The sequence below is a fragment of the Deltaproteobacteria bacterium genome, from assembly GCA_016219225.1.
GTDB lineage: Bacteria > Desulfobacterota > RBG-13-43-22 > RBG-13-43-22 > RBG-13-43-22 > RBG-13-43-22.
Genome location: JACRBX010000172.1, coordinates 1 through 23,962 on the forward strand (window position 1 = coordinate 1; position 23,962 = coordinate 23,962).

The window sequence follows — 23,962 nt, forward strand, 5'->3', positions numbered from 1 at the left end:
CAAAAGCCAATCCAGGGATGTAGTGGAACAGTTGCTGGAAATCATGAAGAAGGCTCTGGCCAGTGAAGAAAATATTCTCATCAGTGGATTCGGGAAGTTTGTGGTCAAAAGAAAAAGGGCCCGGCGGGGACGGAATCCCCAGACCAATCAAGATTTACAACTCAAGGCCAGGAAGGTGGTTGTGTTCAAGACATCGGGTGTTCTCAGAAAAGGGGTCAATACCGACCAGGATTGAAAGAAAAAAAAGCCCTTTTTACTGAAAAAACAGGCCGAGACCTCAATTACTGAACGACTACCAAGGCTTGTATAAATCCCTTACCCTCTAACTCCTTTTGCAGACGGATAGCTTCCTGGAGTTGAGGACAATTCGTTAACCGGACTCGGAAAAAGGTTTCTCCAAAATGGACCGTTTCCGAGACTTCTACTTGCGGATATTCTTTAAGCAGCCTTTCCTTTAAACGCAAGGCATTCTGCCGATCCTTAAAGGCCCCGATCTGGACCGAAAACTCTCCCTGTCGGAAATCTACCTGCTGGACCAGGCGGGTGATCTTTTGTCCATTTTCTTCCCCTTCTTCCAGAATACCTAAGGCCTCCAATTCGATCCAGGCCGTTCCCGGACCAATAAGTTCCAAGGCCTTGGCCCCGGTATAGGAAAGGTCCAGGATCCGCTCCCTTACAAAGGGACCGCGGTCGTTGATACGCACCAGAATTTCTTTGTCGTTAGCCGGATTTTTTACGCGCACCTGGGTATTAAAAGGCAATATCCTGTGGGCGGCTGTGTATCCGAACATGTCATAGGTCTCCCCGGAGGAGGTCTGTTTTCCGTGAAAATCAGGGCCATACCAGGAGCAGATTCCCTTTTCCTTATATTCAGCCACAGAATCAACTGGGAAATACCACTTTCCATTAACGAAATAGGGCTTCTCTTTCCGTTCTGTTTTTTTAGAAGCCACTATAGGCTTTTTAGGGGGAATCGAAGGGGAAGGCGCCGGGCTGAAGACCGGTTGGCGAACCGCCGGTTTGGAGCAGGCGGTTATCATAAAAAACGAAGTGATTAATAAAGAAATAGACCAAAGATAACGCATAAAAATAATTTACCACACATCCTAACCTTCTGGCAAAACTTTTTGATCCTTTCTTTTGCCGGAATAATGAACAATGGGTTCCAGCGGCTTTTTGCGAGTTTGTGAATATTGAAAACTATTCAAAGTATAATTGAATATTATTCAATAAAAAATACTTGACATAAAAAAAAACTTATAATATTGGTTGAATACTGTTCAATAAAAAATTAAATAACATTCATTATGAGAAAAAAAACTATTCGAAAACAACAAATCATTCAAGCGGCGATTGAGGTTTTTAGCAAAAGCAATTTTCAAAATTCAAGTATTTCTGAAATTGCCCAAAAGGCCGATATTGCCGAAGGGACGATTTATCAATATTTTAAAAATAAAGAAGATTTATTTTTTTCGATCCCTGCCCAAAAAACCAAGGAGTTTTGCGAGGAGCTTGATCTGCATCTTCAAGGGATTCATGATGCCGTCAGTAAAATCAGGAAGCTTATCTGGTACTATCTGTATTTTTTTAAAATGAATCCGGATTATGCCCGGACCTTGATGCTTGAAATGCGGGTGAGCAAGAGTTTTATCCAATCGAAAACCTACGGTTCGCTAAAAGAATTCACCGACAAAGTTATCGAAATCATTAAAGAAGGTCAAGAGGAAGGGATCGTTAGAAAAGACATTAACCTATACCTCATCAGGGAGTTGGTGCTGGGTATTTTAGAACACCGGGTGACCCGATGGCTGCTCAAAGAGGAAAATTACGATTTGCTCGAAAATTACAGTGAGGTCTTCGACCTGATTTTTAATGGAATAAAAAACAAGCTATAGGCAATGGGCTATAGGCGATGGGCAAAGTGCAGGGTTCAAGGTTTTTATACTTGCAACTTTCTCTTCAACTGGCCCCCGATCCCCGACCCCTGGGAGCTATTTTCGAACCAAGAGAGAAGGTAATGGAAAATAACAAAACTATACTGACCGACTGTACCCTTTGCTATCATAGTTGCGGGACAAAGGTAACCGTAGAGGACGGGATCGCCGTTAAGGTTGAGGGACTGAAATCGCATCCGCTCAACAAGGGGGTCCTTTGTCCTAAAGGACGGGCAGCCCTGGAGAACGTCTATGACCCGGCCAGGCTGAAGCATCCTTTGAAGCGCACGGACCGGGGCTGGGAGGAGATTTCCTGGGATACAGCCCTCAACGAAATCGCCGAAAAGCTCCTGTCATTGAAGGAAAAGCATGGTCCATCGGCACTCGGGGTCTTTAGTGGGTCCATCGGGGTGGAAAACCTGGAGATGGCCGGTCTGACCCAATTATTCAAGGCCGCTTACGGGTCACCGAATTTTTTTTCCGTAGAGAGTATCTGTTACCGGATGCGAATCCGTACCAGACAAATGACTTTTGGAAGGTATCCTACCGAAGAACTGCATTCGAATCTTTATATCCTTTGGGGCCACAATCCGGATGCCTCTGATTTTCCTCTGAGGATGGCTTTGAATGAGAGCTTGAAAGCCGGGGCTAAACTTATCGTCATAGACCCCAAGAGAATCGCCTTGGCGGACCGGGCCGATATGTACCTGCAGATCAGGCCGGGGACGGATGGTGCCCTGGCCCTGGCCATGATCCAGGTGATCCTTGAAGAAAATCTTTACGATCGGGATTTTGTTGAAAACTATACCTCAGGATTTGACCAGCTCATCCCCCATATACAGCAGTATAAACCGGAATGGGCCGAAAAGATTACCTGGGTATCGGCCGACAATATTCGAAAGGTGGCCCGAATGTTTGCGACAACTCAAGGGGCCGGTATTTATCAGGGCACCTGCACCCAGGATCAAACAGCCAATGGAACACAGAACAGCCGGGCCTTTTCGGTGCTGCAAGCGATCACGGGTAACATTAATAATCCCGGAGGCTGGGTCATAGGACCAGGGTTGCGGCTTGGGAATGTAGGACTCGGCGTAGAAGGAGAACCTTTGGGAGGTGAGCGGTTCCCCTTATTTACCACCCTGTTCGGGAGGAAAAGTCCCTATGGAGTGGTTACCTGTGTGCCGGAGAGTATTCCGGGGAAATTGAAGGCTTTTCTGGTGGTCGGTGGCAACCCGGTGATATCCATGGCCGACTCCAATGCCTTCCGGGAGGCCTTTCAAAAGTTGGAGTTACTTGTGGTCCATGATCTTTTTATGACCGAGACTGCAGAACTGGCCCATTATGTCCTGCCGGCCTGCTCCCACCTTGAGAAGTGGGGACTGGGCTATTCCTACAATGTCTGCCACGGCCTGCCCTATCTGATGTTGAGAAAGAAGGCCATAGAGCCCCTTTTTGAGGGTTGGTCGGAATGGCAACTCTATACGGAGCTGGGGAAAAAGCTGGGCCTCGAGGCCTATTTCCCCTGGAAATCGGAAGAAGATCTCGTGGCCTTCGAACTTGGGCCGTCCGGTTTGACTTTCGACCAGCTTTACCATGAGAAACCGGAGGGTGCGTTCTTCGGGAAAAAGAAGTACGGGATTGAAGACAAGACCTTTTCTACCCCTTCCCGGAAGATCGAGATCTACAGCCAGGAACTGGCCAGCCTGGGCTTTGATCCTCTCCCGACCTATCTGGAACCGCACAGAAGCCCATTCAGCACTCCGGATTGGTTTGAAAAGTACCCGCTGATCCTTTCGACGGGGAATAGAAATCTTTTTTATACCCATAGCCAGTTCCGGGGAATAAAGGCCTTAAAGGAAAAAAACCCGGAGCCTAAGGCCGAATTAGGCCCGAAAACTGCCCTGAAATACGATCTACAAGAGGGAGATCCAGTCGTTATTGAAACAAACCGGGGGTCAATCTGCATGAAGGTGCACCTGGACGAGAGGGTGGCCGAAGGCGTGGTCCTGGTGCCACATGGCTGGCCGGGGGAGGCCAATGCCAATCTACTTACCGATACGGAATGCCGGGAACCTATTATGGGCTATCCTGAGATTAAATCCCTTTTGTGCGCCATTAGAAAAGCCTAATAGAATAGTTATCTGCGGGTATCCGCGAAAATCTGCGTCCTGATTTGGAGTGAGAAGATTATGAAAAAACAAAAGGATACCCAGGAGCTTTCGGAGCTTTTTGGATTTGAAGGAAAAACCGCTCTGGTAACGGGAAGTGCCAAAGGATTGGGGAGGGAAATCGCCAAGGCCTTGGCCCGCCAGGGTGCATCGCTGGTTTTGGCCGATATCATATCTCCCGAAGAGACGGCCCTGGAAATAAGCCGCATCGGTTCCAGTGTCATGGCCATAAAGGCCGATATTTCCAGGGAGACATCGGTCAACGGTCTAATCAAGAAAGCCATCGCCAGACACAACAGGGTGGATCTGCTCGTTAATAATGCCGGTATTTCCCAATTGAATTTCGAACCCACCGAAGACGCCCCGACCAAGGAGTGGGACCGGGTCATGCAGGTGAATTTGAGGGGGACTTATTTGTGCTGCAAATACTGTGGTAAGCACATGATTGAAAAGGGCGGCGGTAATATCATTAACATCGCTTCAACGGCTGGATTCACTGGAATTCCCCGGGCCTCGGCCTATTGTGCTTCCAAGGCCGGTGTGATCGCCCTTACCAAGAGCCTGGCTGTGGAGTGGGCTAAATTCAAAATCCGGGTTAATGCCGTTGCCCCCCATTATATGGAGACCGAATTGACCGAAGGGCTGAGGAATTCGGCAAAAGTTTACGAAGGTATCATCAAACAGATCCCTCTGGGGCGCTTTGCCCGGTTGGAGGAACTGATCGGCAGTATCCTTTTTCTCGGTTCCCCGGCCTCCAGCTATATAACGGGAACGGTCCTGGTCGTGGACGGGGGGTTTCTGGCTTAGCCTTATTAAAATTTTATTCACAGACACAGACGGACAACCACAAGATTTGACTATTTTTCCAAGAAATGAATGGATATAAAAAAGGCCTTTTTCGGGAAAGGAGGGAGGAGAAAAACTTTCTGTTTAAGTCAATCATTAATCATAATGGATAAACAAAGGCAATTTTTTCGAGGAGGGACTTAACATGAGGAACATAAGAATATTGTTGTTGGGGTTAGTTGCTTTGGGTATTATGGGCAGCCAGGCTATAGGGCAGGATAAGCCGATCATTATCGGAAATATGGCCGATTTTACAGGAACCTATGCCGCCATGTCCAAAATGCAGAAGGACAGCGTCGATATGGCGGTGGCGGAAATTAACAACTCCGGCGGTCTGCTGGGCCGTAAAGTCAAGGTAATCGATGAAGACACCCAAACCAGTACTTCCATCGCGGCTCGTAAAATGGAGCGCCTTGTCCTTGAGGAGAAGGCCGATTTTCTGATTGCTCCGGTTACCTCCGCCTCCACGCTGGCCATCATGCCTCTGGCTCAAAAGTATAATAAACTGTTGATGGTTCCCATGTCGCAGTCTATAAAAATTACCGGGGAAGACAAGAACAAACAAACCTTTCGCGTCTGCGCCAACCCCTCCATTACAGCGAAAGGTCTGGTAAAATGGATGTTGGCCAACCTCGGGAAGAAAGTTTATCTGCTCAATGTGGATTACGCCTGGGGCAGATCCACGTCCGAAGTCTATAACAAGCTTTTAAAGGAAATGGGAGCCAATATTGTGGGTGAAACTTTCTTCCCCCTCAATACCAAGGATTTCGCCCCCTACTTCGGAAGGATCAAAGCAGCCAAACCGGATATTTTGTTTATCACCGCAGCCGGGAACGATTCTATTTCCGTGCTCAGCCAGGCGGAACAGTACGGCCTCAAGAAATTAATGCATATCTGCGGGGACGGTTCATTAGTTTCATCGGACATTCTTGGTGCCCTTGGCAGCTCGGCTAACAGTATCATTACTGCCGATTATTATGCGGATACCCTGAATACGCCAGCCAATAATGCCTGGGTGGCCCGATATAAGAAACTTTACGGTGCCAGTCCGAGCAAATTTTCAGTCAGTTCTTATGAGGCCGTCATGTGGGCCGCCCAGGCGATTAAAAAAGCAGGGTCTCTCGATACCCAAAAGATTATAGCCGCTCTGGAGGGCTCCACCTATAACGGGCCTCAAGGGGTTAAAGTTATGGACTCCGAGACGCATCAGACTTCCCTCGTTGTTTACATGATAAAGATCGACAACGGTCTCCAGAAAATTTTTGCAAAAGGTGAATAATCCGGTCCCCCCTGGCTTTCTTTTCGAAGGCCAGGGGGCCTTATTCATAATGAGGGTTATTAGAACGCCCCGAGGAGGCCCTATTGATTGATTATGTGGTTTACGTGCTCCTGCCGCAGATGCTGCATGGTCTGGTCTGGGGAACTGTTATTGCCTTTATTGCCCTGGGCTTAACGATAATCTTCGGTCTCATGGATATCGTCAATTTTGCCCATGGCGAATTCTATATGTTAGGAGCCTTTTTCGGATATTCCCTTCTTTTCGTGATACCTAATTTCTGGGGCGCACTCCTTGTCGCGGCAATAGCCGTCGGACTTCTAGGACTCTTGATCGAGATATTCATGTTTCGGCGACTGTATGGGCGGGACCCTATTTTCCATCTTTTATTAACCTTCGGCTTGGGCATGATGTTTCGCGAAGCGGCAACCCTTATCTGGGGAGGCGAAACACGACGGGTTGATGTGCCGATAACGAATACCATTGATGTGCTCGGGATGACTTATCCGGTCTACCGGCTTCTCATACTGGTAATCGGGATAGTCGTCTTGATCGCTATATGGTACGTGCTATCAAAAACGGAAACCGGCGCCATGATCCGGGCCGCTTCTCAGGATCGCCTTATGTCGGCGGCTTTAGGTATCAGGGTATCTTTGGTCTATACACTGGTGTTTGCCTGTGGTGCGGGCCTGGCTGGTTTTTCAGGGGTCTTGATGAGCCCCATCTACTTCGTCTACCCGACAATGGGAATTGACGCAATCCTGCGAGCTTTTATCGTCGTCATTGTTGGGGGAATGGGGAGCCTGATGGGGGCCCTTGTGGCCAGCATCATGATTGGTGAGGTGGAGTCTTTAGCTTCGCTTTGGATCTCTCCCACCTGGGCGGAGACGCTGGTTTTCATCGCCCTGATTTTGACCATGATTTTGAAACCCAGTGGTCTTTTCGGGAAAGCAGAGAGATAGAATATGCCTTCAGCTCTTCCATTCAAAAGGTTTCGGGCACCCTTAGTCCATCTATTGATACTATCGGCGGCCTGCAGCATTCCCTTCTTCGCCCCTCAATACTACCAGAAACTGGCGATCGAAGCATTGTTGCTGGCCGTTCTTGCCATGAGTCTCGATATGATCATGGGTTATGCAGGGATTGCCTCATTCGGGCACGCGGCTTATTTCGGGTTAGGCGGGTATACGCTGGGGGCAATTATAAAATTCCTCGTTCCCTCTATCTGGCTGGCTCTTCTGTCCGTGACGGTCACCACCGGGTTACTGGCCCTTTTTATCGGTATCATCTCTATCCGGGCCCGAGGCATCTACTTTGCGATTTTGACCCTGGCCTTTGCCGAGGTCCTCTACCGGATTATTTTCCACACCTATTCCTTAGGTGGGTCTGACGGACTCGTAGCTATCCCGGTCCCTAATCTTAATCTTCTCATCTTTAACCTCGATCTGACCCAGTCCATTAATTTTTACTTTCTCGCAGTTGCCTTTGCCTATATTTCTTATCTGATCTGCTCCCGCATGGTCGGATCGCCTTTTGGAAGGGTTTTAAAGGGCATCAGGGATAATGAGAATCGGGTGGGATTCCTGGGTTTTAACGTAAAGCGCTATAAAGTGACGGTCTTTGTCCTGTCCGGCATTTTTGCCGGTTGGAGCGGGGCTTTGTTCTCGCTCTTCAAGACGTTTGCCGACACGGAACAGCTACACTTTCTCATGTCCGGGAAAGTGATCGTCATGACCCTGATCGGCGGTTTAGGCACCCTGGTCGGTCCAATGGTAGGTGCTGTCTTTCTGACTATCTTCGAGACCATCGTTTCATCCTATTTTAAGGCCCATTCAATAATCACCGGTGCAATTTTCGTCCTGGTCGTCATTTTTTTGCCAAAAGGCATCCTCGGCCTCTTTTCAAATCAAAAAAACAGGAGCTGACATTGTTTTTTGAGATCCAACGACTAAGCAAATCCTTTGGCGCGCTTCAGGCGGTCTACGACGTTGCCTTTAATATACGAGAGGGACAGATCATGTCGGTCATCGGTCCGAATGGTGCGGGCAAAACAACGCTTTTTAATTTGATCACCGGCGTCCTGAAACCCGATGAAGGGGACATTTTTTTTAAGGACCAAAGGGTGACCGATCTGCCTCCCCATAAGCTCTGTCGTCTGGGCTTGACCAGATCCTTTCAGGTCACCAATATATTTCAAGGGTTGACGGTCTTTGAAAATATTCGTCTGGCCAGCCAGGGCAGGACAACGCGACTCAACCTTTTTTCCTCCGTTGAAGGTTTGCACGAGCCGATAAAGGAAGCGGAGAGAATTCTAAATCTTCTTGGATTATGGGACCAGCGAGATGAATTGGCCGGAAACCTTTCCCACGGCGATCAACGGTATCTTGAGATAGGTATGACCTTGGCGGCTCGACCCTCGATGATCCTCCTTGATGAACCGACCGCGGGCATGACCCCTATGGAGACGCGGGCTACTATAGGCTTAATTAAGCAACTTAAGGGAGAGGTTACAATCCTTTTAATCGAGCACGACATCGACCTCGTCTTTGCCGTTTCCGACTGGATTTTGGTTATGAATCAGGGCCTTGTGCTGGCGCAAGGCTCGCCAGGCGATGTAAAAGCCAATAAAGAGGTCCAAAAGGCCTATTTCGGGGAGGAGCTTGATGCTGGAAGTCCTTGACCTACACACCTTTTACGGACGAAGCCATGTCTTACAGGGGGTCAAACTGAAAGTGGGCTCAGGGGAGATCGTCTGTCTGCTCGGCCGTAACGGCGTTGGAAAAAGCACTACCCTTAAATCGATTATCGGTCTTACGCCACCCCGGGACGGAAAAGTTTTTTTTGAGGGACAGGAAATTCAGGGGCGAAGAGCTGATGAAATATCAAGGCTGGGAATCAGTTATGTGCCAGAGGACCGGCGCATTTTCCCTATGCTAACCGTGAAGGAGAATTTGATTCTGGGGACGAAGAATGCCCCGCGAATGAGCGCTGGGGAGAAAGCCGCCGGCTTGGAGCGGGCCTACCACTATTTCCCCATACTAAAAGATAAGGAAAAGCAGTTTGGATCGACACTTTCAGGGGGTCAGCAGCAGATGCTGGCGGTAGCCCGGGGACTGATGGGCAATCCCAAATTGATGCTTTTGGACGAGCCGTTTGAAGGCTTGGCCCCGTTAATCATATCGGAGCTGATGGCGATTGTCGTGGCCCTTTGTCGGCAAGAGAAGATGACGCTTCTCCTGGTAGAACAGAAGGCCCGGCTTGCCCTGAAGATGTCCCATCGGGGGTATGTTCTCGAAAAGGGTGTTGTTCGATGCGAGGGACCAAGCCCTGTTCTCATAGACAGCCAGGAGGTCCGGGAGCGATGCGGTCTTTAACGATTGAAATCGTTCCTGCGCTTAGAGAAATAGAAGGTAAACATGGGGGTCTGGTGATAAAGTGAACAATACTCCCTTGGCACCAAAAAGGTTTTTTTACGGCTGGGTAATAACCATCGCATCACTCTGCATAACCTGTACCGGCTTCGGGGTCCTTTATTCTTTCGGGGTGTTTTTCAAGGCTTGGCTTTCGGAATGGGCCACCTCCCGGGCTTTTCTTTCGGGAATTTTTTCAGTCACCTTTTTGTCATACGGAGTTGCCTCCGTGGTCATGGGAACACTTACCGATCGCTATGGCCCCAGGAAGATATTGGTTGTCGGGGGGCTCATAATGGGTGCCGGGTGTTGTTTGACGGCCCTTAGCCATAAGGCCGGATTAATGTATGTCAGTTGGGGAGTCATGATCGGTATAGGGGTTGGCACCTCTTACTCCCCGACAGCCTCCACTGTGTCCCGATGGTTTAATTATCGAAAGGGCCTGGCTGTTGGCATTGTGGTTTCTGGATTAGGGCTGGGCACTCTCGTTTTTTCACCCCTGGCCGAGTTCCTTAAAGCCAGTGTGGGATGGCGATTCACGGCTTTTATTCTGGGCCTTATTGTCTGGGCTGTTTTTCTTGCCGGGGCATTTGTCATTCGGAGGAGTCCCGAGGACATGGGGCTCAAACCCCTGAACCGTCCCCCGAGGCCGACAGACAATTACGCCCAGGCGGGAGAAGCGAGCACGGGTGACGGGAAAGCGATTTCTCCTCTCATCATCACTCTGGCTCAGGCCATGAAACAGCGTTATTTTTGGACGCTCTTCGCGGTCCATTGTTTCTGGACCATCGGATTTACCATCCCCTTGGTTCATCTGGTGCCGTATGCGACGGATATGGGTGTTAAAACGGATACAGCCGCCACCATGTTGGCTGCAATAGGGGCAACGAGTGTCGTAGGTCGGGTCTGCTTGGGGATTTTGACTGAACGCCTGGGTACCAGACTTTCCCTGGTGGGTCTGCTCATGTTTCAAGCAGCCACAATGCTCTGGCTGATTGCAGCAGATAAGGCTTGGATGCTATGGGGGTTTACCTTTTTCTTCGGTTTTTCTTATGGCGGGTTGGCCTCTGTATTTCCTCTCGCCACCATAGATTGTTTTGGCCTTCGCGCCATGGGCTCGATCTTCGGCGTCATTCTCCTCGGGGCTACGCTCGGGGGAACGATAGGGCCGGCTTTGGCAGGGTTTATCTTTGATATGACGAAAGTCTACAGGAATGCATTTTTGTCAGGATGCCTCTCCATGATCGTTGGGGCAGGTCTTGCCCTGGCCATGCGGAAAAGAACCGCATAGGTGGAGCCTGGGACAAGGGGATTTTTCGCGGAAGCGATTCTTACCGCCAAAATATAATATTTTTTGTCAGGGGGAGAAGAAATATGGAGGGTGGACTACCCGCAAAGCGATATTTTGATCAATTTCTGGGTTTTACCTTCGGTCAGCTTTTGGATCGCCTGGCTCAGGAGCGGCCTGACCAGGAATTGTTAGTCTACAGAGACCAAAGGACTACCTACGGGGAGTTTTATCAACAGGTATTGCAGATGGCCGCCGCTTTGAGGCGGCTGGGGATAAGGAAAGGGGATCGAGTAGCGGCACTGTTTCCAAACCGACCTGAATTTTTTATCCTGCAGCAGGCCTGTCTGTATATGGGAGCGGTATTTGTCCTGCTTTCGACACGCTATCGGGAATTCGAACTCAGCTACATGTTAAAGCACTCCGGCGCTCGCTGCCTCTTTACTATCGGGGAATACATGAATACTAATTTTATTGAGCTGATAGGAAAAATCAAACCGGAACTCCCTGAACTGGAATTGGTCTTTGTCTTGGGTTCGGATGGCCCCGACTGGTGTTGTTCCTATGATACGCTGGTCAGTTCAGACCGTGCAGGGAATTTCAACGGGCTCCGGGATGAGCTTCCTGCCTATGAAGATATCGCTTCCATTTTGTACACCTCGGGAAGCACGGGCCTTCCCAAGGGGGTCATGATGTCCCACCGGGCCTTTATTTTTAATTCCACCCAGGTGTCCCAACGGCTGCGCATCAATCCAGACGACGTTTCGCTTATGATGGTCCCCTGTTCCCATACTCTTTGTGCCTTCATTCAGTTTACCAATGCCCTTATGGCCGGTTGTCGCATCGTAATCATGGAAACCTTCGAACCTGGAGAAGCGTTACGTCTTTATGAGAAAGAGAGGGTCTCCCTTATTTACGGAGTCCCGACGATGTTTCACCTCATGCTCGATCATCCGGGCTTCACCAATTGTGATTTCAAAAGCAGTCGCGCCGGGTACATGGGAGGGGCCTTTTGTCCAAAAGAGCTGGTTCAGGCCGTAAGGACCAAAATGAACTGCCAGATAAGCTGTACTTACGGCATGAGTGAAAACGGCTGCTGCACCATCAGCGATCTGGATGATGATGAGACGGTGAAGAGTGAGACGGTAGGCCGGCCAACCGCAGGGATCGAGATCAAGCTGATGAGCGACGAGCGTAAAGAGGTCCCTCCTGGAGAGGTGGGAGAAATCGTCGTGCGGGGGGAGAACCTTTTTACCGGCTACTACAAACAGCCGGACCTTACCGAAGCCTCTTTCGATCCTGAAGGCTTCTTTTACACCGGTGATCTTGGTAAATTTCTCGAAAACGGATATCTCACCATCGTAGGACGGAAAAAAGAGATGATAATCAGAGGAGGATTCAACGTCTACCCCGTGGAAGTTGAAGAGCAGATCCGGCTCATCGAAGAGATACAGAGCGTGGCCGTTATCGGGATCCCCGATCCGGTAATGGGTGAAAAGATCATTGCCTGCATCGTGCCGGTTCCCGGGAAAGAGGTGGGGCCTGAAGAAGTGATCGCTTTTTGCAAGAAACGGCTGGCCAATTATAAGGTACCTAATGCGGTAGTCATTATGAATGCATTTCCCACGACACCGATCGGGAAAATACAGAAATTCAAACTCCAGGCCGAGTTGACGGAAAAATTGGTAAATGAGGGGATAAGGGAAAAATAACCGCAAATAAAACCCCGGGTTTATTACAGATCTCCCGTCGCTTCTGCTTTTAGGCCTCCATCACCCCTCCAGACTTTTCTGGATAATGTGAAAAGAATAACTTTTTTCTTGACAACTTTTTCTGGTCCTTTATAATTATAATGTAACTATAAAGTAGTTAATTTGTGATTATTGTGACCGGTTGACTGAAGGAAGCCGGTAATACTGAGGGAGGTGCTATGCGTTTAAAGGATAAGGCGGCTGTGATCACCGGAGCCAGCAGGGGGGTAGGGAAGGCCGTGGCTCTGGCTTATGCCAGGGAAGGGGCCGATATTATCGTTAATTATGCTTCCAATGAGGCGGCTGCTCAAGAGGTGGTCCGGGAGATTGAAAAACTGGGACGAAAAGCGGTCATGGTCAAAGGGGATGTGGCTAAGAAAGAAGAGGCCCAGGCGGTAGTCAATGCCGCTAAGGAACATTTTGGCCGATTGGATATCCTGGTTAACAATGCCGGATTTACCCGGCCCAACATGCTCCATAAAATGACCGAAGACCAATGGGATGCGGTGGTGGATCTTCATCTCAAAGGGGCCTTTTTATGCACCCAGGCCGCGGCCCTGATCATGATGGAGCAGAAAAAAGGGAAAATCATCAATGTGACCTCCGTCGCCGGCCTGGTGGGGACCGTGGGGCAGATCAATTACAGTGCCGCTAAAGGCGGAATCCTGTCCATGACCAAATCGGCGGCACGGGAACTGGCCCGTCATAATGTCTGTGTCAATGTGATTTCCCTGGGGATCGTGGCCACGGATATGACCGAGAAGATCCGCACCGATCCCAAATTAAAAGAAATTTATATGCGCCGGATCCTGTTGGAGCGCTTTGCTGAACCGGATGATATTACGCCGGCCTTTGTTTTTTTAGGATCTGATGAGGCCGGTTACATTACCGGCCAGTTGCTTTGCGTCGATGGCGGCTATGGTATGATATGATGAGAGAATAACGTTCGGCGTTAAGCGTTCGGCGTTCTGCGAAACCAATTTTCATGCTCCGTGGCGCCCGCCCCGGGCATGAGGGTTTTCGAAAATAGAGTTACAAGATGCAATATTCAAGTATGAAAACCTTAATTTAAACCGTGTACCTTGAACCAATAAAACAATAAGGAGGTAAAGTTATTATGGCGCAGATACCAAGTGTGATAAAGACCTGGCAGATGGTCCAACCTTTTTCTAAAAACAAGGAAACGGGGGAGATCACTCCAGGTAAAATCGAGATGAAAGAGATCCCGGTTCCGGAACTCAAAGCCGGAGAAGTTTTGGTGGAAGTGGCCGGCTGCGGGGTCTGCCATACCGATTTAGGTTATTTTTATGATGGGGTCCCCACCGTCGTCAAACCCCCTTTAACCCTCGGCCATGAAATCGCCGGGACCGTGGTAGCCGGCGATCCAGCCTGGATGGGCAAGGAAGTTATTATTCCGGCGGTCATGCCCTGCCGCCAATGTTTGCTTTGCAAGACCGGTCGGGGGAACCGTTGTCTCAATCAGAAGATGCCCGGCAACAGCCTGGGGATCTATGGTGGTTTTTCCAGTCACATACCGGTTCAGAGTATTGACCTCTGTGAAGTGAAAAATCGGGGAAATTTCTCTTTGGCCGAGTTAGCCGTTGTGGCTGATGCTGCGACCACCCCATACCAGGCCGCAAAAAGGGCTGACCTGCAACCGGCTGACAATGTCATTGTTATCGGAATCACCGGCGGGGTCGGTCAATATATGGGCCAGATGGCCAAGGCCCTGGGGGCTAAAACAGTGATCGGGGTCGCCCGGAATGAAGAAAAACTGCAGCGGGCCTTAAAATACGGGGCTGATTTTGTCATTAATTCGAAAGACAAGGATGCCGGGGCGATTTCCAAGGAATTCCGGGAAATCTGCAAGACCAAGGGTCTGCCCAATTTCGGCTGGAAGATCTTTGAGGTGACGGGGGTCAAGGGCGGACAGGAAATAGCCCTGAGCTTGTTGGGGTTCACCGGCAAGCTGATCGTGGTCGGCTTCGGGATGGCTAAAACGGAATACATGATGGGAAGATTGATGGCCTTTGATGCTGAAATCATCGGCACCTGGGGCTGTCTGCCCGAGTATTACCCGGCAGTATTGGAAATGATCCTAAGTAAAAAGATCGATATCGGGCCTTTTGTGGAAGCCAGGCCTATGAGCACCATCAGTGAGACCTTTGCAGAGGTCCACAAGGCCGGATCTCCGGCCAAACGGATCGTTTTGACACCAGATTTTTAACACGAAACCTGCATGCCCGCCTGAAAGCGGGTACCGGCGAAGCATGAGAATGGGTTTCATCGAACATTATTGATGAACTTGCAAAACGTCATTCCCGCGAAGGCGGGAATCCAGGCGATACAAAGCCAATTAAAACCGCTGGATTCCCGATAAAGACATTCGGGAATGACGAAAAAAGTGAGTGCCGCTGTACTATTAATGCGGAGTTATTTTCGAAAAAATTAAAAAATAAAGTTAAAACAAGGAGGATAAAGTTATGGGAATTGAATGGATGCCGAGAGAAGATGGAATAAAGAACCATGATCGTTATGGTTCGGAGCACTTTGGGACCGAGGCCCCATGCACTATTTATGAGAAAAGACCTTTAAAGGACCCGAAAGGAAATGTCGTTCCCGGGCTTCATGTGGCCTGGATTACCCTGAACAACCCGACCCAGTATAACTCCTACACCACCGAAATGGTCAAAGGGGTTATCGCCGGAATGGAGAATTCTTCCACCGACCGGTCCGTGGTGGCTACGGTATTTACCGGAACCGGCCCCTATGCCTTCTGTACCGGTGGAAACACCAAGGAGTATTCCGAGTATTACAGCCGCCGGCCGGAAGAATACGGCGCTTATATGGAACTCTTCAACAACATGGTCGATGCCATTTTGGCCTGCAAAAAACCGGTGGTCTGCCGGGTTAACGGCATGCGGGTGGCCGGCGGCCAGGAAATCGGTATGGCCTGCGATCTGGCCATCTCTTCGGACCTGGCCATTTATGGGCAGGCCGGACCCCGCCACGGCTCTGCCCCGGACGGAGGTTCGAGCGATTTCCTGCCCTGGTTCCTGGGCATGGAAGACGCCATGTGGAACTGTGTCAGTTGCGAAATGTGGACGGCCTATAAGATGAAGGCCAAGACCCTGATCTCCAAGTGCGTACCGGTTCTCAAGGATGAAAACGGTAAGTGGGCCCGTAATCCCCAGGTCATTACCGAAAAGTATGTCGAGGACGGGGAGATCGTTTACGGAGAGTTCAAAAAAGGTGATGAATTCAAGAAGGCCAGGGAATGGGTCAACGGCAAGCTGAAGGCCAATGACTATGACTTCGCTCTGCTGGATGCCGAAGTCGATAAGGTGGTCTGGACCTTCGCCAATCTTTTCCCGGGATGTCTGATCAAATCGGTCGATTCCATCCGGGCCAAAAAGAAGTTCTTCTGGGATTATTCGAAGAACTATAACCGGCACTGGCTGGCCGCCAATATGATGGGCGAAGCCTTCCTGGGCTTCGGGGCCTTCAATACCAAGAAGATCACCGGGACGGACGTCATTGATTTCCTGAAATACCGTCAGAATGTGGCCGAAGGCCAGCTTCTGGATGAGACCTTCTTTGCCTCCGTGTTAGGCAAACCGCAGAAGTAATGCGGATTGCGGATTTCTGATTTCGGAATGGAAGAATAAAAACCGCAAATAAAAAGGCCTCCTGCCGATACCGGTCAGGAGGCCTTTTTTATTCATATCCGTTTATCATTTTGAAAGACTGGTTTCATCGCAGAGCCGCAAAGAACGCAGAGATATGGGAAACAATTTTTCCTTTCTGTTGAGAGGACAGAAAGGAAAAAGCTTTCGCTACCCTGCGGCCGGCTTCCAAACGGAAGCCTTTGTTTTAGGTCGACGAAGTCGACCGCATAATTATTTGGCCGGAGGCCAGAGCTGTTTATTCAATCCCGCTTCTCACGGGATTGAACAAAGATGTTTCTCTCTGCGTTCTTCTCGGCTTTGCGGTGAAAAAACCCTCACTTTTCAAATGCCTAACATGTTACGATAGCTCAAATTCCTAACTCCGCAATCCGCAATCCAAAATCGGCACTTGCTACGGTTCTTCATACCCGAACTTCCTCAAAAACCTGGGGTCCTTGCTCCACTCTTTTTCCACCCGGACCCACAACTCCAGAAAGACCTTGGTCCCCAACAGGGCCTCCATGCCTTCCCGGGCCTGTTGGCCAATGGCTTTTAACATCCTGCCCTGCTTCCCGATCAGTATCCCCTTTTGTGATTCCCGTTCGACGTGAATCGTGGCCTGAATATCGATCAGGGGCTTGTCCTCTCGCGGCTTGAAGGAGTCGACGGTCACGGCCACCCCATAAGGTATTTCCTGGGAGATTAAGCGAAAGACCTTTTCCCGGATGATCTCCCCGGCCAGGAATTTTTCCGTCAGGTCGGTGACCATGTCCTCGGGAAAGAAGGGTGGGCCTTCGGGGAGGTTTTGAAACAGGCTTTTCTCCAATACCTCCAATCCTGCCCCGGTCAGGGCCGAGACCGGGATGATCTCCTGAAAAGGGAGTACCTGGGAAGACTGCTCCATGAGGGGGAGCAATTTCTTTTTGTCAATCAGATCGATTTTATTGATGATCAGAAAAATCGGGACCTTGGTCTTGGACAGCCGGAAGCGAAGGTTTTCCGGAAGGGGAGTCCGGGCCGAAAAAGGTTCAATCAGCAGACAGATCAGGTCCACTTCGGCCAGGGATTTCAAAGAGATTTGTATCAGGGATTTATTGAGCAGTCCTTTGGGTTCCAGGACTCCAGGGGTATCCAGAAAGATTAATTGCCCCCCCGTAACATGCTTTACTCCCAGAATACGGTTCCGGGTGGTTTGCGGACGGGAAGAAACAATGGAGATTTTCTGCCCCAGCAGGGCATTAAGCAAAGTCGATTTCCCGACATTGGGGGCCCCGATCAGGGCGATAAATCCAGATTTAAAGGACATGGATTTATCTTATGGCCTCCAAAATCCTTTGTCAATTTTTTTTCCGGCCCGGGTCCGAAAAGAAAGCCCTTTGGGAGTTCTTAAATCTAAATTTGCCGGGTTATATTAGATTGACCAAATATTTTTTAGTTGATATTGTCTATCGTGACTAGACATAATTGACGGAAGTTTTTTATGGGAAAAGTCTGGCAGCTTCAAGAAGCAAAGAATAAATTCAGTAAAACCAATTCCACTGACCGGCCTTAAGGCTTTTATTCACCGCGATCTTAATTCCGGAGATACCCGGCTCCCTGATTAAACGGTCCAGGTTTTTTCTTTTATTTCCGGTTAGGTAGGAAACATCCTGGGGGGAAATTTCAAGGGCCAGGCGCGGGAGGAGCGGTTTTTGGGATGGTAAGCCCTTAAGGACTTTTTTCAGGAATAATTCTCCCCGGACCAGAGACCCGAAGGCTGGATGATAGGGGCCGGCAATGAGGTCTTTTCCAAGGCGCAATCCGTCATTTTCCTGAAGACCCATTCGAATGACGCGGATGCCGTTGTCCTCAAGTAGTTCCAGGGCCTGACTGCATAAAGACAAGGTTTCGTCAAGGGACAGAGGGTGATACCGTCCTTCGTAGAACCATTGGGATAAGGCCGTGTCCTTAAGGACCAGGGTCGGATAGATCCGGACCAGGTGGGGTTTCAAGGCCGTTACCTGTTTGACGGTCCGGAGGAATCCCCCGGCCGTATCACCGGGGAGGCCCACCATCAATTGAACCCCGATCCGGACCGGATATTTTTTTAGTAAACCAAGGGCCTGGAAAGCGGTTTGGGCAGTGTGCCCCCGGTTCGAGAGGGTCAATACCTTATCCTCAAGGGATTGAATTCCCAATTCGATGGTTCCTACCCCGGAAGCCAGGAGCTGTTCAATTTTTATTTCGGAAAGGGCATCGGGCCGGGTTGAAATACGAATAGAACTTATACCGATTTCGGATTTCGGATTGCGGATTGTGGAATTTGTATCAGGAGGGTTGGATATACCGAGTTCGGAGTTCGGAGTTCGGAGTTCGGAGTTTTTATCAGAAGGGGTAGATATACCGATTGCGGAATTCGGATTGCGGATTGCGGAGTCTATATCAGGCTGGTGGGTGGATAGACCCATAACGTTCATGCTCTGTCCGGATAGATAGGGGGCGGCCCATTTCAGGAGCCGTTCCTGAAAGGCCTCGGGAAGATTGGTAAAAGTCCCCCCAAAAAAGGCGATCTCTATCTCCTGGCCTTGTTTTTTCTTTTTGGAAGACAAACCGGCTTCCACCGTGGCTATAAAGGTTTCCCTGGTCAGGCCCTGGTTCGGGCTTTGGGTAATAAGCTTCTGATTGCAATAAAGACAATGATAGGGACAGCCCATTTGGGGCAGGAAGATAGGGATAATGAAGGGGGACATACTTGACATGAAAATAAAGTCTGATTTCGGATTTTCGATTTCGGATTTCGGAATTTAAAAGCAAATCATTTTCATCCCTCGACTTTGAGCTTTGAGCTTTACCAGGGCTTTTTCAGCCGCCTCTTGCTGGGCTTCTTTCTTGGTCCGGCCCTTTCCCTTGGAAATAATTTGGCCCTGGATGATTACTTCCACGAAGAAGATCTTTTTGTGGTCCGGGCCTTCTTCCCGAAAAACCGTATAGACCGGCACGGTCTTCAGGTTCCCCTGGCAGGTTTCCTGGAGAAGGGTCTTAAAGTCCTGATTAAACTGCTCTTGATCATCGTCAAGCTGAGATTCGAAAAGACGGTTGATAAAGTTCGAGGCCGAAGGATATCCCCCGTCTAAATAGATGGCCCCGAGGACGGCTTCAAAGACGTCGGCCAGGATGGAGGATTTTTTACGGCCACCGGTCCGTTCCTCTCCTTTTCCTATTAATAAATAGGCCCCCAGGTCTAATTGTTGGGATAATACCGACAGTTTTTTCTCGTTGACCTGGCTGGCCCGAATTTTGGAAAGACGCCCTTCAGGCATTTCCGGATATTTTTTAAACAAGAGATCACAGAGGGTCAAATTTAAGACCGCATCACCTAGGAACTCCAACCGTTCGTTATGGATCAATTGGGATCCCGGGTGTTCATTGACATAGGAGCGATGGGTAAGGGATTGTTTTAAGAGTAAAAGGTTTTTAAACTCATAGGCCAGGGCATTTTGTAATGGGACAAGGTTATCGATTTTTTTTTCTTCCAAAGGGGAAAAACCTCCATTTAGTTTGAAAAAAGGTTACAAGATGCAAGTTTCAAGTATTACAACCCGTTAATAATCATAGGCCTTTTCATAAATCATGTCGGGTTTGCCATGATGTAAGGTATAGCCGATCCCTGAGAAATTTACAAGGAATGAAATAATTTTGTTGACAAAATGAAATTTTTATTTAATATTAATTTTTTTAAATCACGGAGTTAAGAAGAAACCATGAAAAGCTATATTCCAAAACAAGAAGAACTCAAACGAAGCTGGTGTCTGTTTGATGCCGATGGAAAGGTTCTGGGCCGGCTGGCCTCCGAGGTGGCTCAGAGGCTGAGAGGTAAAAATAATCCCCAATTTGTTCCTTACGCCGATACCGGGGATTTTGTGGTGGTCGTCAATGCGGAAAAAATTATCTTGACCGGGAGAAAAATAGATCAGAAGGTCTACTATCGGCATACCGGATTTATTGGCGGACTTAAATCCATTACGGCTAAAAAATTGAAAGAAAAAAAGCCTGAAGAACTCATTCGACAGGCCGTCAAAGGGATGCTGCCTAAAAACAGTCTTGGCAGGAAGCTTAATAAAAAATTAAAAGTTTATATCGGGCCCAATCATCCCCATGAGGCCCAACAACCTTTGACCGTTTCTTAATAGAGACAACGATACTTTTTAGAGGCAGGTTGATTAAAACCATTTATTAACCTGCTTAGTCGGGAAGGGATCATGGCAGATAAAGAATATTACGCAACAGGGAAAAGAAAATTAGCCATCGCCCGTACCTGGTTGAGGCCGGGGGCTGGTCAAATAACCATAAACGGCAGACCAATCGACCGTTATTTCAGCCGGGAGACGGCCAAGATGATTGTTCTCCAGCCTCTTGAATTAACCGACACCGTGGGTAAGTTTGACATCCTGGTTAATGTCACCGGGGGAGGCCATTCCGGGCAGGCCGGGGCCATTAAACACGGAATCAGCAAGGCCCTTTTGGTATTTGACCCGCAGCTCAGAGGCGTGTTGAAGAAAGCGGGATTTATTACCCGGGATTCGAGGGTCAAAGAACGGAAGAAATACGGGCAAAAAGGTGCCAGAGCCCGTTATCAGTACTCAAAACGATAGTTCCTGATTGGGTAAACAAGATAAAAAAGGGAAGGCTCTGACGGCCTTCCCTTTTTTATTATTTGACGGCTTCGTTATAATTGAAAAAGAATGAGTAGGTGATTATGAAAAAGGAAAAGAAGAAGGTCACAGTGGTCGGTGGGTCCGGTTATACGGGTCTGGAGCTGTTGCGCCTTTTATTGCTCCATCCTGAAGTAGAAGTCATTCGGGTCACCTCCAGGCAATACGAAGGGAAACCAGTCCAGAGGGTCTTCCCTTCTTTAGGAAAAACATCGCTGATTTTTACCGCCCCGAATCTCAAAGAGATAGTCAAGGATTCGGATGTGGTTTTTACTGCCGTGCCCCACCAGAAGGCCATGGAAGTTATTCCTGAAATAATGGGGCGGCCAAAGTGCAAAGTTATTGATTTAAGCGCTGATTTTCGTATTAAGGCCCAAAAAAACTATGAAGCCTGGTATCAGGTGACCCATGAGGCCCCCTGGCTCTTGGACCAGGCCGTTTATGGCTTGCCGGAAATCCACGGCCAGGAAATTAAAAAAGCCCGATTAATCGGAAATCCCGGATGCTATCCGACCAGTATTATCTTGGGGCTTGCCCCGCTTCTTAAGGAAAAACTGGTGAAAACAGAAGGGATCATTGCCGATTCCAAATCGGGGGTCAGCGGAGCCGGTCGAACCTTAAATCTGGGGAGTCTGTTTTGTGAAACCGGGGAAGGTTTCCGGGCCTATAAAGTCGGAGGGGGGCACCGGCATATTCCGGAGATGGAACAGGAATTGAGCTTGATTGCCGGAAAGTCGATTAAGCTGACTTTTACCCCTCATCTGGTCCCTATGTCCAGGGGTATCCTGTCCACCATGTATACCAGGCCCGTAAAAAAGATATCCGCCCCGGACCTGGAAAGGCTTTATCAGGATTTCTACCGGGCCGCCCCTTTTGTCCGCCTGTGTCCGGAGGGGGAATGGCCTTCGACCTTACAGGTCAGGGGATCTAATTATTGCCAGATCGGCTGGAGCCTGGATAGCCGTACCGGACAATTGATCATCCTGACGGCGATCGACAATCTGGTTAAAGGGGCTTCCGGACAGGCCATTCAGAACATGAATATCCTCTTTGGCTGGGATCAAACCCTTGGGTTGACCCAGTTGCCTTTGTATCCGTGAAACGGGCAGGGATCAGGGGTCAGGGATCAGATGTCAGGGGTCGGGGAAACCAAATTTCGGGTTTTCAGTCTCCATTGGCTTGTCGTTTTGGTCTGAGCCTCGGAGGGGAACTCGATGTTTTTTCTGATCCCAGATCCCTGATCCCCGACACCTAAACCTTGAACCTTGAACGTTGAACCTTCATTCGGATGAACCAGGAACGAAACATTCGCCTCTTGATTGCCTATGACGGGACCCATTATCAAGGCTGGCAAAGGCAAAAAGAAGCCCCAACGATCCAGGGGACGGTTGAACAGGTCCTCAGCCGACTAACCCAGGAGAAGATTACTCTGAATGGGGCCGGAAGGACCGATGCCGGGGTCCATGCCTGGGGACAGGTGGCCAGCTTCCGAACGGCTTCCTCTCTGACTACCCTAAAGATGGAAAGTGCACTCAGTGCCCTTCTGCCCAGGGATATCATGATCCGGCAAGTCAGGGAGGAGGATGCCTCTTTTCATGCAAGGTATTCCAGTCGAGCCAAGATCTATGATTATTTTATTTGCAATCAAAGCCGGATCATTCCCTTTTCCCGTCATTATTGCTGGTTCATCCGGGAACCCCTTGCGATTCCCCGGCTCAAGGCCGGCATGGCCCTCTTGACCGGCGAACAGGATTTTTCCAGCTTTCAAACCCAGGGCAGCGATATGGTCCAGACAGTGCGCACCCTTTATCAAGCCGCTCTTTTCCCCCTCCATCGAGGGGTATATCGTCTCCGGTTCAAGGCTGACGGGTTTTTAAGGCATATGGTCCGGAATATGGTGGGAACCTTGATTCGCGTCGGCCTGAACCGGATTTCGATAGAAGAATTCCAGGAAATCATTCAGTCCAAAGACCGCTCCCGGGCCGGTGAAATGGCCCCGCCCCAGGGATTGTTCCTGAGAAAAGTAATTTATCCGAATTAGAAAAATATTATCATTTTAGCATTTTAAAAAACTATTTTCACCGCAGAGTCGCCAAAGAACGCAAAGGGAAAATAATTTTTCCTTACTTTTCCGGCCGAACGGTCTCCTGGACCGTTTTGTGGATGCTGCGAAAGGCTTCGTCGAAATTGGCCAAAGGCAGGCGGCCGATTTCGATGTATTTGATCACCACTTCCTTGGCCACTTTCAGGATCATTTCTTCTTCAGGTTTCATTTGCTTTATTCCTCCCTCGAATCCTCGAACCCTATTCCCGTATTAAGCGCTCATATCCCTTGGGGGCACCGACGAAGTTTGAAAATAATTTGCCTTTAAATTCCAAAATCCGAAATCGGAGGGGCCTCTGCCTGAGGAAGAAGGCGTTTCTTTCAGCAGAGGCCCCCGGTAAGAAGAACCTTAGCAGCCCTCCCTACGGTGAAAGATACCTTATGGCCTAAAGAGAAATCAAGGGCTTATTTTGAAATTTTGTCAAGGTCCCGTATTTAAGGTGCAAGGTTTAAGGTGTAAGGTTCAAGGTTTTTTCTTGCAACTTGCAACTTGCATCTTGGATCTTGAAATTTTCTCTTCAACTGACCCCCGCTCCCTGCCCCCTTATTTTCATATTAAACCGCCATGCCCCGCCTTTTGGGGCATGGCACCACGAAGCATGAAAATAGGGATAAGATTCAATGGGTTTCTACGAACGACGAACCCCGAACGACGAACGACGGATTTTCTATTTTCGAACTAAAGAATGCGGAGTTTGCTAAAAACCTTTTTTGTGCTATAAAAAATAGCAGCCATGAGTAATTTAATCCAACTGCTTCCTGAATCATTAATCAATCAAATCGCGGCCGGTGAAGTCGTTGAAAGACCGGCTTCGGCGGTCAAAGA

The 23,962-nt window shown here is 49.1% G+C and carries 23 protein-coding genes; 18 read left to right on the top strand and 5 right to left on the bottom strand.

Features of this window, described 5'->3' with window-relative positions:
• Positions 1 to 235, top strand: a 235-nt coding sequence (locus tag HY879_15090) for an HU family DNA-binding protein (protein ID MBI5604662.1), incomplete at its 5' end; no start/stop codon positions are given.
• Between the two features lie 46 nt (positions 236 to 281).
• Here HY879_15090 and HY879_15095 read toward each other — a convergent pair.
• Entirely contained in the window at positions 282 to 1,085 is an 804-nt protein-coding gene (locus HY879_15095) for a septal ring lytic transglycosylase RlpA family protein (GenBank protein ID MBI5604663.1), read from the bottom strand.
• Between the two features lie 222 nt (positions 1,086 to 1,307).
• Between HY879_15095 and HY879_15100 the strand changes: the two genes are divergently transcribed.
• The 13 genes from HY879_15100 to oah all read left to right on the top strand — a co-directional run bounded on the left by HY879_15100 (position 1,308) and on the right by oah (position 16,302).
• Positions 1,308 to 1,895, top strand: coding sequence for a TetR/AcrR family transcriptional regulator (locus HY879_15100; protein MBI5604664.1), 588 nt, complete (start codon positions 1,308 to 1,310; stop codon positions 1,893 to 1,895).
• A 122-nt stretch (positions 1,896 to 2,017) separates the two neighbouring features.
• Complete coding sequence (locus tag HY879_15105) at positions 2,018 to 4,063, top strand: molybdopterin-dependent oxidoreductase (protein MBI5604665.1); 2,046 nt, start codon at positions 2,018 to 2,020, stop codon at positions 4,061 to 4,063.
• Between the two features lie 60 nt (positions 4,064 to 4,123).
• A complete protein-coding gene (locus HY879_15110; protein MBI5604666.1) occupies positions 4,124 to 4,909 on the top strand; it encodes an SDR family oxidoreductase in 786 nt (261 codons plus the stop codon).
• Between the two features lie 184 nt (positions 4,910 to 5,093).
• A complete protein-coding gene (locus HY879_15115; protein ID MBI5604667.1) occupies positions 5,094 to 6,227 on the top strand; it encodes an ABC transporter substrate-binding protein in 1,134 nt (377 codons plus the stop codon).
• An 83-nt stretch (positions 6,228 to 6,310) separates the two neighbouring features.
• A complete protein-coding gene (locus tag HY879_15120) occupies positions 6,311 to 7,186 on the top strand; it encodes a branched-chain amino acid ABC transporter permease (GenBank protein ID MBI5604668.1) in 876 nt (291 codons plus the stop codon).
• Between the two features lie 3 nt (positions 7,187 to 7,189).
• Positions 7,190 to 8,149: a branched-chain amino acid ABC transporter permease gene (locus tag HY879_15125; protein MBI5604669.1), complete on the top strand. Its 960-nt coding sequence runs from the start codon at positions 7,190 to 7,192 to the stop codon at positions 8,147 to 8,149.
• Positions 8,150 to 8,241: 92 nt separating this feature from the next.
• The gene (locus tag HY879_15130) at positions 8,242 to 8,904 is read left to right on the top strand and encodes an ABC transporter ATP-binding protein (protein ID MBI5604670.1); all 663 of its coding nucleotides are present in this window, start codon (positions 8,242 to 8,244) and stop codon (positions 8,902 to 8,904) included.
• Positions 8,888 to 9,598 carry an ABC transporter ATP-binding protein gene (locus HY879_15135; protein ID MBI5604671.1) on the top strand — a complete coding sequence of 237 codons (711 nt, stop codon included), beginning with the start codon at positions 8,888 to 8,890 and terminating at the stop codon, positions 9,596 to 9,598. Before HY879_15130 ends, HY879_15135 begins: the two co-directional genes overlap by 17 nt.
• A gap of 76 nt (positions 9,599 to 9,674) precedes the next feature.
• Positions 9,675 to 10,925, top strand: coding sequence for an MFS transporter (locus tag HY879_15140; GenBank protein ID MBI5604672.1), 1,251 nt, complete (start codon positions 9,675 to 9,677; stop codon positions 10,923 to 10,925).
• A gap of 83 nt (positions 10,926 to 11,008) precedes the next feature.
• Positions 11,009 to 12,634 (top strand): acyl--CoA ligase, encoded by a 1,626-nt coding sequence (locus HY879_15145; protein MBI5604673.1) that lies wholly within the window; start codon positions 11,009 to 11,011, stop codon positions 12,632 to 12,634.
• Positions 12,635 to 12,852: 218 nt separating this feature from the next.
• On the top strand, positions 12,853 to 13,605 hold the full coding sequence (locus tag HY879_15150; protein ID MBI5604674.1) for a 3-oxoacyl-ACP reductase FabG: 753 nt from the start codon (positions 12,853 to 12,855) through the stop codon (positions 13,603 to 13,605).
• 185 nt (positions 13,606 to 13,790) lie between these two features.
• Positions 13,791 to 14,900, top strand: a complete 1,110-nt coding sequence (had, locus tag HY879_15155; GenBank protein MBI5604675.1) for a 6-hydroxycyclohex-1-ene-1-carbonyl-CoA dehydrogenase — start codon at positions 13,791 to 13,793, stop codon at positions 14,898 to 14,900.
• A gap of 256 nt (positions 14,901 to 15,156) precedes the next feature.
• Complete coding sequence (gene oah, locus HY879_15160) at positions 15,157 to 16,302, top strand: 6-oxocyclohex-1-ene-1-carbonyl-CoA hydratase (GenBank protein ID MBI5604676.1); 1,146 nt, start codon at positions 15,157 to 15,159, stop codon at positions 16,300 to 16,302.
• Between the two features lie 451 nt (positions 16,303 to 16,753).
• Here oah and era read toward each other — a convergent pair whose 3' ends face one another.
• The 3 genes from era to rnc all read right to left on the bottom strand — a co-directional run bounded on the left by era (position 16,754) and on the right by rnc (position 19,841).
• On the bottom strand, positions 16,754 to 17,647 hold the full coding sequence (gene era / locus HY879_15165; GenBank protein MBI5604677.1) for a GTPase Era: 894 nt from the start codon (positions 17,645 to 17,647) through the stop codon (positions 16,754 to 16,756).
• 214 nt (positions 17,648 to 17,861) lie between these two features.
• Complete coding sequence (locus HY879_15170) at positions 17,862 to 19,070, bottom strand: radical SAM protein (protein MBI5604678.1); 1,209 nt, start codon at positions 19,068 to 19,070, stop codon at positions 17,862 to 17,864.
• Positions 19,071 to 19,124: 54 nt separating this feature from the next.
• Positions 19,125 to 19,841, bottom strand: coding sequence for a ribonuclease III (gene rnc, locus HY879_15175; GenBank protein ID MBI5604679.1), 717 nt, complete (start codon positions 19,839 to 19,841; stop codon positions 19,125 to 19,127).
• A gap of 240 nt (positions 19,842 to 20,081) precedes the next feature.
• Between rnc and rplM the strand changes: the two genes are divergently transcribed.
• The 4 genes from rplM to truA all read left to right on the top strand — a co-directional run bounded on the left by rplM (position 20,082) and on the right by truA (position 23,073).
• Positions 20,082 to 20,507: a 50S ribosomal protein L13 gene (gene rplM / locus HY879_15180; protein MBI5604680.1), complete on the top strand. Its 426-nt coding sequence runs from the start codon at positions 20,082 to 20,084 to the stop codon at positions 20,505 to 20,507.
• Between the two features lie 72 nt (positions 20,508 to 20,579).
• Positions 20,580 to 20,972: a 30S ribosomal protein S9 gene (rpsI, locus tag HY879_15185; protein ID MBI5604681.1), complete on the top strand. Its 393-nt coding sequence runs from the start codon at positions 20,580 to 20,582 to the stop codon at positions 20,970 to 20,972.
• A 104-nt stretch (positions 20,973 to 21,076) separates the two neighbouring features.
• The gene (locus HY879_15190; protein ID MBI5604682.1) at positions 21,077 to 22,132 is read left to right on the top strand and encodes an N-acetyl-gamma-glutamyl-phosphate reductase; all 1,056 of its coding nucleotides are present in this window, start codon (positions 21,077 to 21,079) and stop codon (positions 22,130 to 22,132) included.
• Positions 22,133 to 22,320: 188 nt separating this feature from the next.
• Complete coding sequence (truA, locus tag HY879_15195) at positions 22,321 to 23,073, top strand: tRNA pseudouridine(38-40) synthase TruA (GenBank protein ID MBI5604683.1); 753 nt, start codon at positions 22,321 to 22,323, stop codon at positions 23,071 to 23,073.
• 82 nt (positions 23,074 to 23,155) lie between these two features.
• Here the strand turns inward: truA and HY879_15200 are convergent, their stop codons facing one another.
• Positions 23,156 to 23,305, bottom strand: coding sequence for a hypothetical protein (locus HY879_15200; protein ID MBI5604684.1), 150 nt, complete (start codon positions 23,303 to 23,305; stop codon positions 23,156 to 23,158).
• Positions 23,306 to 23,962: the final 657 nt, after the last annotated feature.